15 protein-coding genes are annotated in these 15,773 nt (G+C 45.0%); 5 read left to right on the forward strand and 10 right to left on the reverse strand.

Annotated features, from left to right (window positions below):
* Positions 1-48 precede the first annotated feature (48 nt).
* Positions 49-942, reverse strand: a complete 894-nt coding sequence (gene gnd / locus ABTV53_RS23390) for a phosphogluconate dehydrogenase (NAD(+)-dependent, decarboxylating) (protein ID WP_433747048.1) — start codon at positions 940-942, stop codon at positions 49-51.
* A 553-nt stretch (positions 943-1,495) separates the two neighbouring features.
* Positions 1,496-2,950 carry a glucose-6-phosphate dehydrogenase gene (zwf, locus tag ABTV53_RS23395; protein ID WP_433747051.1) on the reverse strand — a complete coding sequence of 485 codons (1,455 nt, stop codon included), beginning with the start codon at positions 2,948-2,950 and terminating at the stop codon, positions 1,496-1,498.
* A gap of 415 nt (positions 2,951-3,365) precedes the next feature.
* Here zwf (ABTV53_RS23395) and ABTV53_RS23400 point away from each other — a divergent pair, with 415 nt between their 5' ends.
* Complete coding sequence (locus ABTV53_RS23400) at positions 3,366-3,686, forward strand: winged helix-turn-helix transcriptional regulator (protein WP_036605715.1); 321 nt, start codon at positions 3,366-3,368, stop codon at positions 3,684-3,686.
* A 198-nt stretch (positions 3,687-3,884) separates the two neighbouring features.
* Here the strand turns inward: ABTV53_RS23400 and ABTV53_RS23405 are convergent, their stop codons facing one another.
* Positions 3,885-5,042, reverse strand: a complete 1,158-nt coding sequence (locus ABTV53_RS23405; protein ID WP_433747054.1) for a Gfo/Idh/MocA family protein — start codon at positions 5,040-5,042, stop codon at positions 3,885-3,887.
* Between the two features lie 111 nt (positions 5,043-5,153).
* Here ABTV53_RS23405 and ABTV53_RS23410 point away from each other — a divergent pair, with 111 nt between their 5' ends.
* A complete protein-coding gene (locus tag ABTV53_RS23410; protein WP_433747057.1) occupies positions 5,154-6,026 on the forward strand; it encodes an AraC family transcriptional regulator in 873 nt (290 codons plus the stop codon).
* 10 nt (positions 6,027-6,036) lie between these two features.
* Here the strand turns inward: ABTV53_RS23410 and ABTV53_RS23415 are convergent, their stop codons facing one another.
* Both ABTV53_RS23415 and ABTV53_RS23420 read right to left on the reverse strand, forming a co-directional pair.
* Positions 6,037-6,786 (reverse strand): DUF3600 domain-containing protein, encoded by a 750-nt coding sequence (locus ABTV53_RS23415; RefSeq protein ID WP_433747060.1) that lies wholly within the window; start codon positions 6,784-6,786, stop codon positions 6,037-6,039.
* The gene (locus tag ABTV53_RS23420; protein ID WP_433747063.1) at positions 6,773-7,360 is read right to left on the reverse strand and encodes a sigma-70 family RNA polymerase sigma factor; all 588 of its coding nucleotides are present in this window, start codon (positions 7,358-7,360) and stop codon (positions 6,773-6,775) included. The genes ABTV53_RS23415 and ABTV53_RS23420 overlap by 14 nt, the downstream gene beginning before the upstream one ends.
* 728 nt (positions 7,361-8,088) lie before the next feature.
* Between ABTV53_RS23420 and ABTV53_RS23425 the strand changes: the two genes are divergently transcribed.
* The gene (locus ABTV53_RS23425; protein WP_433747065.1) at positions 8,089-8,592 is read left to right on the forward strand and encodes a DedA family protein; all 504 of its coding nucleotides are present in this window, start codon (positions 8,089-8,091) and stop codon (positions 8,590-8,592) included.
* Positions 8,593-8,735: 143 nt separating this feature from the next.
* Positions 8,736-9,119, forward strand: coding sequence for a class I SAM-dependent methyltransferase (locus ABTV53_RS23430; RefSeq protein ID WP_433747068.1), 384 nt, complete (start codon positions 8,736-8,738; stop codon positions 9,117-9,119).
* Between the two features lie 111 nt (positions 9,120-9,230).
* Here ABTV53_RS23430 and ABTV53_RS23435 read toward each other — a convergent pair whose 3' ends face one another.
* Together ABTV53_RS23435 and ABTV53_RS23440 are read right to left on the reverse strand one after the other, a co-directional pair.
* Positions 9,231-10,019: a TrmH family RNA methyltransferase gene (locus ABTV53_RS23435; protein ID WP_433747071.1), complete on the reverse strand. Its 789-nt coding sequence runs from the start codon at positions 10,017-10,019 to the stop codon at positions 9,231-9,233.
* Positions 10,020-10,045: 26 nt separating this feature from the next.
* Positions 10,046-10,747, reverse strand: a complete 702-nt coding sequence (locus tag ABTV53_RS23440) for a potassium channel family protein (protein ID WP_433754332.1) — start codon at positions 10,745-10,747, stop codon at positions 10,046-10,048.
* A gap of 128 nt (positions 10,748-10,875) precedes the next feature.
* Here ABTV53_RS23440 and sspI point away from each other — a divergent pair, with 128 nt between their 5' ends.
* Positions 10,876-11,109, forward strand: coding sequence for a small acid-soluble spore protein SspI (gene sspI, locus ABTV53_RS23445; protein ID WP_036673259.1), 234 nt, complete (start codon positions 10,876-10,878; stop codon positions 11,107-11,109).
* A gap of 227 nt (positions 11,110-11,336) precedes the next feature.
* Here sspI and ABTV53_RS23450 read toward each other — a convergent pair whose 3' ends face one another.
* From ABTV53_RS23450 to zwf (ABTV53_RS23460), 3 genes are all read right to left on the reverse strand, one after another.
* Positions 11,337-12,920, reverse strand: coding sequence for a peptide chain release factor 3 (locus tag ABTV53_RS23450; protein ID WP_091037965.1), 1,584 nt, complete (start codon positions 12,918-12,920; stop codon positions 11,337-11,339).
* Between the two features lie 352 nt (positions 12,921-13,272).
* On the reverse strand, positions 13,273-13,671 hold the full coding sequence (locus ABTV53_RS23455) for a DoxX family protein (protein ID WP_053783291.1): 399 nt from the start codon (positions 13,669-13,671) through the stop codon (positions 13,273-13,275).
* Between the two features lie 356 nt (positions 13,672-14,027).
* Positions 14,028-15,578 carry a glucose-6-phosphate dehydrogenase gene (gene zwf, locus ABTV53_RS23460; protein ID WP_433747074.1) on the reverse strand — a complete coding sequence of 517 codons (1,551 nt, stop codon included), beginning with the start codon at positions 15,576-15,578 and terminating at the stop codon, positions 14,028-14,030.
* Positions 15,579-15,773 lie beyond the last annotated feature (195 nt).

Below are 15,773 nucleotides of genomic sequence, written 5' to 3' on the forward strand. Positions count from 1 at the left end.
ATAAGTCATTACCCGATGTTCATCATATGTTAACAGTTATATATAAAATTAATTTTTCTCTACAGCATGACCGCCAAATTCATTACGCAATGCTGCTACCACTTTACCTGTAAATGTGTCTGTTTCCAGGGAACGATAACGCATCAGCAAGGACAAAGCGATAACCGGTGTAGCGGTTTGAAGGTCAAATGCCGTTTCTACCGTCCAACGTCCTTCGCCAGAAGAGTGCATTACGCCTTTAATTTCATCAAGGTTTGCATCTTTGGAAAAGGCACGTTCTGTCAGCTCCATCAACCAAGAGCGGATAACGGAACCGTTGTTCCATACGCGAGCCACTTGTTCGAAGTCGAAATCAAATCCACTTTTCTCCAATACGTCAAAGCCCTCACCAATGGATGCCATCATACCGTACTCGATACCATTGTGAACCATTTTGAGGAAGTGACCGCTGCCCGCTTTACCTGCATATAGGTAGCCGTTCTCCACGGAAGTATCTTTGAATGCCGGTTCAACAATTGCCCAAGCTTCCGGGTCTCCACCGATCATATAACATGCTCCATTACGTGCGCCTTCCATACCGCCAGATGTACCTGCATCCATGTAGTGAATGCCTTTAGTTTTCATCTCTTCGTAGCGACGGATGGATTCTTTGTAGTGGGAGTTACCCGCTTCAATAATGATGTCGCCTTTGGACAACAATGGGCTAACTTCAGCCAATACAGCGTCTACCACGTTGTGAGGAACCATGATCCACAGTACACGTGGGGATTCGAGCGAAGCCACCATTTCTGCGTAAGAAGATACCCCTTCAGCGCCGTATTCTTTCATTTCATTTACTGCTTCAGTGTTCAGGTCAAAAGCAACCACTTCGTGTTTGTGATCAATCAAGTTTCTACCCAAGTTCAATCCCATTTTTCCTAATCCGACAAGTCCAAGTTTCATTTCAAAATCCTCCTGTTATGAACAATGTTTAAATTTCATTTGCGTTCAAAATTAAAAATAAGTGCTTAACGTTTGGCGAAGGTAACCGTTCCGGTCACGAATCGTTCTTTTGATCGCTGTTATCCCCAGATTTTTTGAATCTCCTATATAGGAGAAAATCCGGGGATAAAGGCGAACGCTTTGCTTCTACAGAATCGATTTCGTCCCCTACACTACATTCTCAGCGTTCAAGCCAACCCATTTTCAAAACTGAACAGCTAATCTATATTCAAAAATTTTCACGGCCTTCCGGCCACATAACCGGAAGGACTTAAGCAAAATTGGAACGGTATGATTCGTAATAGTTACTTTGTTATATCAGCAGTTTGCTTCCATCCAACTCGCTTCTGAGTAAAGCTTTAGGGGAATAAAACATTTCGTTCTATATCCTGCTAACTTGGAAGACACAATTTGGATTGTGCAAAATGTTCATGGGTGAGCAGAACGGATTGTACTGTTGTCTGTACTGTTTTCTTTACTATTGTGTTCTCTTGTGCTCACTCTTTCGTTTAACTTACCACCAACGGTAGCCGTCTGCTGCTGTCAGGCGATCTGCTGACTCTGGTCCATGCGAACCTGCGCTGTACGTATCCAGTGGTACGCTGCCCGCTTCAAATGCTTCCTGAATCGGTTGGACCCATTGCCATGCCAGCTCCACTTCGTTCCAGTGAGCGAAGAAGGTAGAATCGCCACGCATCGCATCAAAGATCAGATTCTCATAAGCTTCAGGGATGTTACGTTTACCTGAGTTGAAGGTCATATTCATTGGTTCTACTTCACCGTGGTTCAATGGATTCTTCGCATTTAATTGAAGGGAAATACTTTCTCCCGGACCAATTTCAATTGTCAGCAGGTTAGGTTCCGTTGTAATTTCTGATTCATGTCCGGTCTTCAACGGAGCCTTGAATTCAATAACGATTCTGGTGGATTTCTCGGCCAGGCGTTTACCTGTACGGATATAAAATGGAACCTCGCTCCAGAATGGATCATCGATCCACAGTCTCGCGGCAACATAGGTCTCGTTCTGAGATCCGGCTGGGATGCCAGGCTCGTCCAGATATCCAACAACCGAAGCACCTTGCAGCTCACCTGCTGCATATTGCGCACGAACAACTTCAGAAGCGATATTTTCTTTCGTCAACGGACGAAGTGCTTCAGCAATTTTTTGCTTTTTGAATTGAATTTCTTCCGGTGTGCAACGTTTTGGTAAATGCAAACCAATCATCATCAGCAACTGAAGCATATGGTTTTGGAACATGTCACGAAGGGCACCGCTTTGGTCGTAATACGCAGCACGCTCTTCAACACCCACTGTCTCACTTGCCGTAATCTGTACATTGGCAATATAACGGTTAGACCACAACGCCTGAATCACCGGATTTGCATAGGTAAGCGTCTCAATATTTTGAACCATCGGTTTACCGAGGAAATGGTCGATGCGATAGATCTCCTCTTCCGCAAAGGTATTACTCAGTTTTTCGTTCAGATCACGAGCTGATTGCAGATCGTGTCCGAATGGTTTTTCGATAATCAGTTTCTTCCAGCCTTTGGTGTTACCCAGGCCACTTTCTTGAATATTCAATGCGATTGGCTCAAAGAATTCCGGTGCTACCGACATGTAGAACATGCGGTTTTCGGGAATGTTAAGCTCTTGTTCACGCTGTTGAACCAGTTCCAACAGTTTGGTGTAATCTTCAAGCTTCGTATTATTTAGAGAACAATAACGGAAAGCGCCAATGAAATCACGAACTTGAGATGCTTCTTCCGGCGTCTGACGTGAGAATTCATGCAGTGACTTTTCCACATTCGCCTGGAAGTCCGTATCGGACAACTCACGTCGTCCCAAACCAATAACGGAGAAGGATTTCGGCATTTTCTGATCCATGTACAAGTTATATAATGCAGGATAAATCTTGCGTTTGGCTAAATCGCCTGTTGCCCCGAACAGGACAAATGTCATTGCATCCATTGGAGTGCCTCCTGTGATCTGTGCAGTATAGTATATGATGTTGCAAAATGTTCAAATCCAAGCATGACAAAAGACGGAATAAGTGGGTGTGTTCCCCGCCTTGCCTCCGTTTATATAACACACCTGAATTCAACCATGGAACATTCCTTCTCTCCACAACCTGTGTTTAGGTTATAAATTGTAACCATTTGAATTAACGTTACCCATATTACACCTGTCGTCACAATTCGTCAATAATCGTGTCGAACCTGTGAACTCCAGTGTTTATAGGGTTTTTATTTGATGATAACGCTTTATGTGGTAACATTAATAACAATTGGTATGTGACATTTAACACATATGGCCTGTGGACATGTAGGTTACAATAAGTATACTAATGATATTACAGGCAATACTAAATCAAAGGAGCACAATCATGAGCGATGATGAGAATGCCAAGCAAATATGCACAAAAGTGGAACAATCTTATCAGATCATTGGCCGAAAATGGGTAGCCCTCATTATTCATGCGTTGATGGAGGAGCCCAAACGCTTCAGTGAGATTCACGCTTATATCCCTGACTTGAGCAAACGTGTGTTAAATGAGCGAATGAAGGAATTGGAGGAAGAAGGACTCGTGGTTCGCCATGTGGTCACGGAACGTCCAGTTCGGACTGAATATATGTTGTCACGAAAAGGTACGGAACTGGGGAGAGCGCTAAGCGCAGTGGAACGTTGGGCTGATAAGTGGCTGTAACATTGAGGCGAGGAAGCCTTATCATATTAATTTAAATTTTTAAATAAAAATTGTGCACAGTAAGATAACGTAATAACGTCATTCCACAAATATGAATGGATACAATTGTTATATTTTTAGAACAGGAAGGTGTCTCAGACTAAAAAAAGATGCCCATTCTCACTTTATTGTGAGAAGGCATCTTTTTCACATAAAAAACTACGAATCCAACTTGCTCCCGAGCGTAATACTCGAATCCTCGAAGTTCTCCACCGTCGTCCTTTTTTCATAAAAGTGTACGGCATGTTGCATAATTCCTTCTCTTGTGTAAAATGCGTCTTCCGCCCCTAGTGGAAAAACAACCTTTTCCCCCGTACTTGCTGATTTGTAGATGCCTACAATCAGTTCAAGTGTATTCCGGCCACTATTGCCATCCACCAGTAGCGGTGATCCTGTCTCAATAGCGTTTAACACATTCTCAACTTGCCCAGCATGACCGACATGAATAACATCCGGTAGTTCGTCAGCGAACTTCTGAATCTGGTGTTCCAACTCTCGATTCGGTTCCGGAAATCCGTTATTCCGCGCGGTAGAAGCAACCACTTTCCAAGGTGCAGATACCCGGGCTTTTTTGCCCTGAAAAATTAACTGCTGCTCCTCTCCGTGATGTACAACGGAACTGGTAATCATGCCGAGTGCACCTTCCTGGAAGCGCAGCATCGCCATGGATATATCCTCAACTTCGGCATTATCATGTGCGGTATTCGCCATCATGGCCTGCAATTCCACTGGAGGTCCCATCATCCATAACATGGCATCAATGTGATGCACCGCATGATTAAGGGTACAGCCTCCGCCTTCTTTTTCCCATGTCCCGCGCCACCACAGATCATAATAATTGTGGCCCCGCCACCAGAACGAATCAACCTGCACATGTACTATAGGTCCCATCCGTTTACTGTTCAGCACACCTTTTAGCTTCATCATCGGTGTCGTAAACCTATTCTGGGCTACAACAGATAGTAATCTGCCACTTTCTTGCGTTACTTTCAGCATCAGATCCGCTTCCTCCAGGGAAGATGCCATCGGTTTTTCGACCAATACATGTGCACCTGCCTGCATGAAATCACACGCAATGGAAGCATGCGTATACGGCGGTGTACAGATTGATACCAGATCAATGTTTTGGGCAAGTAACTCTGCGTAATCCGTAACGACTTGTGCACCTTCCAGTCCATATTCGTTTATTCGCTTCTGTGCTTTTTCCACATAGATATCGACCACAGCAACAATCTGACATCTCTCGGGGAATGCCAAATATGCTGAGATATGTGCTCCACTAATTGCACCTGCTCCGATAATCGCCACTTTTAACATCGTTGCATCCCTCCCTTATTCCCTTCACAATACACAATAATAAAGCGCTTTTATGCGTTCATCTTGTGCTAAAATGAAACTATCTTGCGCATGATAAGGGAGGCATTCGTGATGTCCATCATCCTGGGAGAACAATTTAACTTGGCCTGTCGTCGTACATCCAACACTACGTTTCGCGAAGTGTTCCATGCTCATTCCCAGATGGAGATAACCTATATCCATGAAGGATATGGACAGTTGATAACCGAAGGACAGGTTTTCTCCCTTGAACCTGGTATGCTCATGATTTTTAGACCTTTTCAATTGCACCACGTCCAGATACAAGTATCTAATGAGCAGCCTTTCATCAGAAACGTGCTTATGTTTGAGCTTGAAATATTAAAGACACATTGGTCGCATTTTATGACAACTCAGCGTTTTATACATGACCTGCTGGGAGAGAAATCTCCGATTCAGCCGATCCGACTTCCTGCCACTTCCCCACTCATTCAACGAATGGAACAATTCGATAAGACCCATCCAGAACTACTACCTCATGAAGCTGGGGAGGATACTTGTCTCTTTGTACTGGATTCACTTACGCAACTTCGTTACTTATGGAAAGATGTTGTCATTCAGGATCTAAAGGCCCCTGCCGCATCCAGTTCAGTAATCCTTCATCCTCATGCCGAAGCTGCCATGCAGTGGATTGAACAGCATTATTCAGAGCCATTCCGTTTGGAGCATATCGCAGATACACTTCATCTATCTCCTTATCATCTGTCTCATGTATTCAAAAAAGCGACCGGCACCACCATCATTGCTTATGCTCAAGCCACCCGCATTCGTCATGCCTGTGTGCTGCTCACTCATTCCTCGCTCACCATTCCGGAAATCGGTCACCGTGTTGGTATGACCAGCCCCTCCTACTTTTGTAAAGTATTCCGTAATGCCACAGGCTCTACGCCGCATCAATATCGACTGAATGTGCAGGGGAAGAAATAGTTCGCCCGACTCAACGCACATTAAGCCCCAATCGTTTCAAATAGGGGATTAAGCGTCTCTCTAGCTGGTTTAAATCATCCTTCTGCTCCGCCGACAAACGTTCCTCATGAATACTTCCATCCTTGTCCATCACCATAACTTTGTATTTCTTCATTTGTTCATACACAGACATGAACTCACGATATTGTTCCTTGGTAAATGTCTTCTCTGCCTGTATCAACTGTTCCGTCCAAAATTGCTCCTCGTCCATCCTTTTTTTGGAGGACCCTACACTCACAGCTTCCAGCTTCTCGAAAAACGGTTCCAGCTCAGCTGCAAGAAGGTTATATCTTTCCTGTTCCACTGTACTCCACTGCTCTGGATGCAAATTGCCTTGTGAATCGGCATGCTTCATGGCCATTTGCCCCATTTGCTTCAACAGGTCCATATATTGAACAAATTCTTCTTCGCTGAAATGGGCCTTGGCCGTCTGCAGCTTCGCTTCCAACCTCATATAATCCTCAGCTGTTCCCCCCATAGCTGTGATGTTTTCCTGTGAACCGTATATTCCGTCTGCGAGATAGGTGTACCCTGCATAAGCTCCCGTGGGAATAATGAGTACAGCAGCCAATAGCCCCGTGACCAGCCATTTTTTTCGGTTTCTTTTGATGTGTGAGTCACGTCGAATACTATCCATCATTTTATGTTTAATTCTCGCAGGAACGGACCAGTCTTTGGTCTCTTCCTGGTAGGCTCTTCGCAACTGTTCATCGAGTTTCATGCAGATCCTCCACCTTTCCCCGCAATCTTGGATTCATCTTCTCTTTCTGTCTCAACTTCGCCAGCGCCGCATGTATACGCGATTTTACGGTTCCAAGAGGAATCTCTAATATGCCAGCAATCTCCTCTTGCGTATATTCATTCAAATAATGAAGTGTAACCACCTGCTGCAGCTTGTACGGCAAACGGCGCACCTGTTCCAGCAGAGGACGATTGGCCAGTTTGTTTACCAGATCCGTGGAAAAATCATATTCCAATCCCACGTCAGATTTTTCGATTCGCTTGCCAAACCGAAACTGCATTAATCTTTTGCGTCGATAACTCTGAACCTGTCGCATCGTCACACCCATTAACCAGGGACGAAAAGCTCGCTCCGCATCATATCTCGCCAAGGATCGATAGGCCTGAATATAAATCTCCTGTACCACATCTTCCGCGTCGGGCTCGTCCTTGACGAGAAATCGCACAGTCCGATATACACCCATCACTGTTTTCTCATATAATTCTCCATACGCTTCTTCATACCCAGCACGTATTAACGTTACAAGTTGTATGTACTCGTCCTGCTCGCTCATTAGCCATCCCCTTCCTCCTTACACTATATATTGGCATGCCCGCATTATTTCGTTCGATTTATTTAATGAATAATTCTAAAAAATAAAGAACCTATTGGTGTTCATCATGATATAATATACCTATTTTTGATATAAATGGAGGATTTGCATCTAAATTATAAGATCATCTTATGTCTTTTAATATGAATTATTAAAGAGTAACCTAGCGAAGGATGAACTAACTGTGATGAAGTTTTTCACCAAATTATACTCGGAATATTTACTGATTCCACGACCTTTACGTTTACTGTTTCTATGGGGATGGATTATCTTGTTTTTTGTTGCTGGTACCAGGTTCAAATGGTTCTACTTCCTACAATAGGTCTGATTCCAACACAATGTAAGTCTCATGGGATAATAAGAAGAGCTGAGTCGTCACTATGACGTCTCAGCTCTTCTTTATGCTCATCTATTCTATACAAATAAAGATATTGTATTGAATCCAAGCTCGCTTATACCGTTCCTTCTTGAAACTAACTTTACTTGATATTCAGAAATTCATATCACTTGATCACCGCTCCTGAGTATATCCACCTGTTCAAGTCTTGCCAGTACGTTGGCAACGCTTTTTTCTCTTTAACGTAGTTTGTGTGACTTATGTATTCTTTAGATTTTCTTCAGAAATATGCTCATTAATTCCTTATTTTTTTCATTATGATTGCTATATCAACAAGAGAGGAGGCAAAACAATGATCAGTAATACGATCTTAGAGCTACTTCATCAATATGGATACCTGATTTTTTATTTTGCCTTCTCATTGGGACCTTTCGGGATTCCAATTCCAAATGAGATCACGATTATCAGCGGTGCCATTCTGAACCACACAGGAGTTATCAATTCATGGATCACATACTTCTGTATTTTATCAGGACTATTAACAGCCATTACCTTTGCTTATTTTGCAGGAAAGGTATTCGGGACCAAGATAAAACACAGATTTCAACATCATAAACACTTCGTTAAGGCGGAACTGATGCTAAATAAGAATGAAAAAGGGGCCATATCCATCGGATTGTTCATTCCAATCGTGCGTTATGTTCTCCCATTGGTCATTGGGCTAAGTGGCGTAAGATATCGTCAATTTGCTCTCATTGCATATTCCAGCGCTGTGCTCTGGACCATGACGTATTTTATAGCAGGAATCTATTTCGGCGGCCCCATTCTAGCGACGCTTCAATTATTACATTTCTAACTGGTTTGGATAACATCACATCACATATATGGAGGAACCACAAACATGATTCCAATGAACCCATTTTATTTCTGAAAAGCTTTCTTCAAAGTCCTAAACATGTTGGCAGTATCATACCCAGTTCCCGTTTCCTCGCTAACAAAATGGTCAACCAAGCGTCTTGGCTGGAGGTAAAAGCCATCGCCGAACTCGGATCAGGTACAGGTGCTATCACTCGTTATATTCAACAACAGGTGCAAGGTTCTACTAAAGTGTTGTTGTTTGAAATGAACGAGACGATGAGAAATAATCTGCAGAGAGCATACCAGGACTTCTCCTGTTATCCAGATGCCGCTCGATTAGTAGAATCCATGAATCAAGAAGGCGTTCAGCAACTGGATTATATTTTTAGCGGGTTGCCCTTCTTCAACTTTGAGCCTGAATTAAGAAATATGTTGGTACAGCAGATCTATAAGGAACTCAAACCCGGAGGGTTATTCATCGCCTTTCAATATTCACTTCAAATGAAAAAAACATCTTTGTTATAACAGCTAACGTCCTTGAATGAAAATAAAAAGACTGGGTAAATGGTTGATTCAATCTTCAACCAGTATCCAGTCTTCCATACGTTCTTCAGGAAAAGATAGTTATTTTACTACCTACACCATCCGCTGTCTCATCGCCTCAAACAGCAAAATCGTTGCCGCCATCGCCGCGTTAAGCGACTCTGCCTGTCCCTGCATCGGAATCGTAATCGCATCATCCACCAAACGTGCCGTAGCATCCGAGATACCTTTGCCTTCGTTACCAATGACAAGCCATACGGACTGCGTAAAATCATAACTATAACATGAATGCTCTGCCTGCAAAGAAGTACTGACCAGCTTCACGCCCGCAGCCTTCGCTTCTGGAAGCAAAGATTCCAACTGGCCCTCCACAATGGGCAAATGAAACAATGACCCCATCGTCGAACGAATCGTCTTCGGGTTATATACATCAGCACAGCCAGCTCCAAGTACGACCCCAGCTGCTCCAGCTGCGTCCGCACTACGGATGATCGTTCCCACATTACCCGGGTCTTGCACCCCGTCCAGCACCACGACAAGCCCGCGCGCTCCGGTAATTAGGCTTCCCAGTGGCTCACTGCCTTTACGCACAATTGCGAATACAGGCTGCGGTGTCATCGTATCCGTACATTTGGCGATAACCGCAGGAGTTACGCTGACCCACTCCACACGCTGTAGCGGATTCTCAAGCCCGGCGAGTTCGCTAGGTACGCCTTGCTCTCCATCGTACACGATGCACTCCAGATCCGCTCCGGCGCGCAATGCTTCCTGGACCAGATGAATGCCCTCAATGATATATTTATGTTGACGGGTACGATGCTTTTTCTCCAGCAACTGTGCCCATTCTTTTACACGTGTATTTTGCGGTGATACAATATCCATCTTTCCATCCTTCCCATCTGCATCCATCACTTCGGATATGCAAGCTCCATTTTCGTCAAATGATCCTTGTGACCCACAATGATCAGCACATCTCCCGCTTCGATCCGGTCCTCCGCGTACGGCGAGATGTTCATCGAATTTCCACTGCGAATCGCCATCACGTTACAACCAAAACGTGCCCGGATGTTTAATTCCATCAGGTTTTTACCGATCATTTGCTCAGAAGCTCTCATCTCCAAAATGCTGTAATCCTCAGATAACTCGATGTAATCCAGTATATTAGGCGAGGTCAGATGATGGGCTACGCGCAGTCCCATATCCCGCTCAGGATAGATGACTTTATCTGCTCCAATCTTCTGCAGTACCTTACCATGAAGTTCATTTTGAGCTTTTACGATCAGAACGGGTACACCCATATCTTTCAATATCAGAGTTGTCAGAATACTCGCCTGAATATCTTCACCAATCGCCACAACGACAACGTCGAAATTTCGTATGCCCAGCGCACGAAGCGCTTCTTCATCTGTTGAATCTGCCGATACCGCATGGGTCACCACATTGGACATTTCCTGAGTCTTCTGCTCGTCCGCATCAATTGCCAGCACGTCGAATCCCATGCCACTCAGTGCATTGGCAACACTTGATCCGAACCGTCCCATGCCAATTACGGCATACTGTTTCTTGGCCATTAGGGTCTTAACCTCCCGCTGCACTTCAGCATGATGCATCATTACGGATACCCATGCCAACGTAAATAATCCTTCGTAGTATACCACAAAGCCTGATAAACTTGAATGCGCTCGCGCATCCCAGGGAACAGTATTAGAGCAGCCGAATATACGAGGAGGGAATTGCGATGCCCATTACATTAAGCCTGCGTGAAGCGATTGTTCATAAAGTTCATGACAAGAGTGATGATCAGCTCCGGGAGATGATTGAAGGTTCAGTCGATGGACCGGAAGCTGCATTACCTGGACTTGGCGCCATTTTCGAGATGATCTGGAAGAACACAGAACCTGCCAAGCAGGAAGAACTCATTCAAATCGCGCAGGAGCATCTGCACACCATTCCCGTTCAACCGCTTCGCTAATCGAAGCATTGAAGGGTAAGGTAACCATCACACCGTTTGTTCTGTCTGCAAAAGAAAGCTTTCCCTTATCCGGCTGGATCATACCCGCCTCTCAGTAAGGTGAATAGCAATAGATCCCTCCACCAATCGGCGGAGGGATCTTATTTTTTACAAGCTCTATCTCATCACATGAGCTTGTCACATTCAACTAACCCTTTAATAATTGCCGAGGCAAACGTCGAACTTACTTAAGGCGCAGTCTCAAGGAACTTAGCTGTAGGATTTTTATCCATAGCCGTTCTCATGGCGTACTCATTCTCGAAGAGCACGACATAATTCCCTTTTTTATCTTTTACAAGCGCAGAGTTAATCCGGAATTTGCTTGGGTCCAGGTTCTCGTCCACGATCCAGCGAGCGAACTGATAAGGCATGCGCTGCAATTGCACGTCTACCCCATACTCACCTTTCATCCGGTATTCAAATACCTCGAACTGAAGTTGACCAATTACGCCAAGAATTGTCTCATCGAAACTTGCCGTCTGGAACACCTGAATGGTTCCCTCCTCCGTCAATTGGTCAATGCCTTTTTGGTATTGTTTATGTTTCAATGCATTTTTCACAGTAACTTTGGCGAAAATCTCTGGCGAGAACGTTGGCAGTTCCTCAAAGATAACCTCGCTGCCTTGGCTCAGTGAATCGCCAATCCGGAAGATGCCTGGATCGAACAAACCGATAATATCGCCGGCATATGCCTCTTCGACAATATCCCGATCTTGTGCCAGAAATTGCTGTGGCTGTGACAGCTTGATCTCTTTGCCCACCCGAGTATGCTTCACACTCATTCCACGTTGGAACTTGCCTGATACAATGCGAAGGAACGCAATACGATCCCGGTGTGCCGGGTTCATGTTCGCTTGAATCTTGAATACATAACCGCTGAATTTTTCATTCGTTGGCTGGATTTCCCCTGCCGTACTGCGACGTGGTTCAGGCTTCGGTGCTAGTTCCAGGAAATTCTCCAGGAAGGTTTGCACACCGAAATTATTGATCGCACTACCGAAGAAAATAGGCGTCAATTCGCCGCGTTGAACTTTCTCCATATCAAACGGATCTCCTGCAACGTCCAAAAGCTCCAGATCCTGAATTAACTGATCATGCAGATATTCTCCTGCCATCTCACGGATAATTGGATCTGTATAACCGTTTACTTTCTGAACTTTAATGGTCGAGTGATCGTCCCCTTGGAACAACTCCACCTGATTTTTCATCCGGTCATATACACCGCAGAGCTCGCGGCCTGTACCAATAGGCCAGTTCATTGGAACCGAACGAATACCCAGTACATTTTCTAGTTCTTCCATCAGGTCAAATGGGCTTTTACCCTCACGGTCGAGTTTGTTGATAAACGTAAAGATTGGAATGCCACGCTTCGCACATACCTGGAACAACTTGATCGTTTGTGCCTCGACACCTTTTGCCACGTCGATCAACATCACCGCGCTGTCGGCAGCCGTCAGTGTACGATACGTATCTTCACTGAAGTCCTGGTGACCCGGTGTATCCAGAATGTTAACGCGATGGTTCAGGTAATCAAATTGCATTACGGAAGAAGTAACCGAGATCCCCCGTTGTTTCTCAATTTCCATCCAGTCACTTGTTGCGTGTTTGCTGGCTTTCCGAGCTTTTACCGTTCCCGCAAGGCGAATCGCGCCCCCGAACAGCAACAGTTTCTCGGTTAATGTCGTTTTACCCGCATCCGGGTGAGAGATAATGGCAAACGTCCGGCGTTTGTCCACTTCCTGTTGAAGAATATCATTTGCAGCTTTGCTCATAGGTTTAATCCCTTTCGTCCGTTCATTCACGTTAATCCGGCATGGCCGGTCCATCATTCAATCTTTATGCAATCCGGCAAGGCCGGTTGATTGTACACTGGTCATTTTGCATATGAGGTATTCATACACTAGATTAATTTTACACATTTACAATGGAGTTCATCCTCCTCAAATCTGTGCTTTCATGCATACCGTGAACTGCTTCTTAACCCAACTCTCCTATTGTACCATAATCTGTACCGAAAATAACCGATTACTACCGCAGATTCTTCTCTTTCACTTGCAAAAAAAAGCACCCTTCAGCCATAACCATGGCATCCAGGCACTCCTCATTCATTTTTATTTATCGGGTTTAGAAAATCAATGCATCCAGCGCGTATTGTCCGCCACCCGTCAGAGCCAGTGCCACACCAACGACCAGAATCGCGAGATTATATTCGAATCCGTTCTGTGTGGACCAGTAACCGTTCGCACCATGGACTTTTACAATCGCAATAACCATCGTCAATGCAATCAGAATGCCGCCTACCGGTGTGAGCAGACCCAGAGCGAGCAACAGTCCACCACCGAACTCAGCAAGTCCAGCCAGTAACGCTACCAATGCACCGGGTTTCATGCCCATCGATTCAAACCAGCCGCCTGTACCCTTGATCCCGTAACCTCCGAACCATCCAAACAGCTTTTGTGCCCCGTGCGCCATGAACGACAATCCAATCACCAAACGAATCAACAACAACCCTACATCCAACATCATTTTCTTTTTCCTCCATTCAATATATACAAAATAGTATTCTTAGATTAAAGATATTATGCATGTTTTTTCATGATTCTCTGTGACGCAAACCCCTTCAACTGGTTTACATTTTATCTCATGAATGATAACTTATCCGAATCGTTGGCCCGGATGAAGTTTGTCATTTGCGTAACTCTTTAACTCATGTGTTGAGTATAAGTTACATACTTACTTTTTGTCAACAACTTAATTTAAATTACTTATTTCCTTATGATGGATGCCTGCCTTTTCTCGCTAAAAAGCCTGGGGACACCGCAAAATTCAGCGATTTCCCCAGACTCAGTCATGTTGTGTATGTTGTTAATGCCCTTACCCTAACCATTCACTTGCCAGATCACGCTGTCCTCGTCCTGACCATTCACCGGCCACCAGTGGAACCCGTCCTGCTCCAGCAGCTTATCTGTCGCTTCTGGTCCCCAGGTTCCAGCAGGGTACGTGTGTAACTCTCCCTGATTCTTGCCCCAGGCTGCAGCGATCCGATCTACGAAAGACCAGGCTGTCGCCACTTCATCCCAACGGGTAAAGTACGTAGAATCCCCCTCTGCTGCATCGTGCAGCAGACGTTCATACGCTTCAGGCGAGTTAATTCCAATCATGCAGCTCTGACAGAAATCCATTGCGAGCGGCTGAATCTCGGAATCCGAGCCTGGTTTTTTGGCATTGATCTTGATATATATGCCTTCCATCGGATTCACCCGAATGACCAGCAGATTTGGTTCCAATTTATACTTTTTCCCAAGGTACACGTTGTTTGGCATCGACTTGAACTCCACTACGATCTCGGTCGTTTTCACCGGAAGACGCTTGCCTGTCCGAATGTAGAATGGAACACCCGCCCAGCGGAAATTATCCACGAATACACGTGCTGCAAAATAAGTCTCCGTATTCGACTGCGGATCAACCTTGTCTTCCTGACGATACCCCGGAAGCTGCTTGCCACGGTACTCCCCTTCGGCATACTGTCCCCGTACAACGTTGTTGCTTACTTCCTCATCCGAAGTAAAGGCCCGCAATGAGCGCAATACCTTCACCTTCTCATCCCGAATGTCTTCCGGGAATAAGCGACTTGGCGGCTCCATCGCAATCATCGTCAGCATCTGAAGCATATGATTCTGCCCCATATCACGCAGTGCACCGGAGTGATCATAATAACCACCACGTTCTTCTACGCCTACGGTCTCACCGAGCGTAATCTGAACGTTGGCAATATGTTTGTTGTTCCAGAGCGGTTCGAAAAAAGCATTTCCGAAGCGGATCACTTCGATATTTTGCACCATTTCCTTGCCCAGATAATGATCAATCCGATAGATTTCCTCTTCACGGAAGACCTCACGAATCTGCTCATTTAGATGTTCGGCCGATTGCAGATCATAACCAAATGGTTTTTCGATCACCAAACGGTTCCACCCCTGACTTTCCAACATACCGCCGTCCCGCAAACTGTACGAGACACTGCCAAACAGCTCAGGTGCCAGTGCCAGATAGAACAGCCGATTCCCCGGCGTGTTAAACTTTGATTCCAGATGCTCCGTCTGCGCACGCAGCTCTTTGAATCCTTCCACATTGTTGATATCCAGTGCTTTGTATTCAAAATGATCGACAAAAGCGTTCCACTCATCAGTTTCCCCCGCAGGATAACGGCAGAACTCTTTAATGGATTCATAGATGTCTTCCCGGAATTCTTCTGGGGACCTCGGACGACGTGCTACGCCAATAACCGCAAAGTCTTCGGCAAGCTTGCCTTCACGGTAAAGACTGTAGATAGCCGGAAACAGCTTCCGGCGGGCCAAATCACCCGTTGCTCCAAAAATGAAAAATACTGCACCTGGTGTCTGTACTTCATCTTGCAATTGTTTTTCAACCATGGGCTCCTCTTTCTTCCGGGAAGATAACCTTCACGCTCTCCCCGAGCTATGTAATGGTGTTATATATGCACGACATACAACTGTCAATTACCAGCAAGTTCCTTCTTGGATGTGATGCCATTTTAGCATATCAACTGAATGGATGCACTATTTCACACTCACTTTTCTGATAAAGATTCTCAATATCCCGTCCAA

This window comes from Paenibacillus amylolyticus (assembly GCF_050990605.1).
Classification (GTDB): domain Bacteria; phylum Bacillota; class Bacilli; order Paenibacillales; family Paenibacillaceae; genus Paenibacillus; species Paenibacillus amylolyticus_H.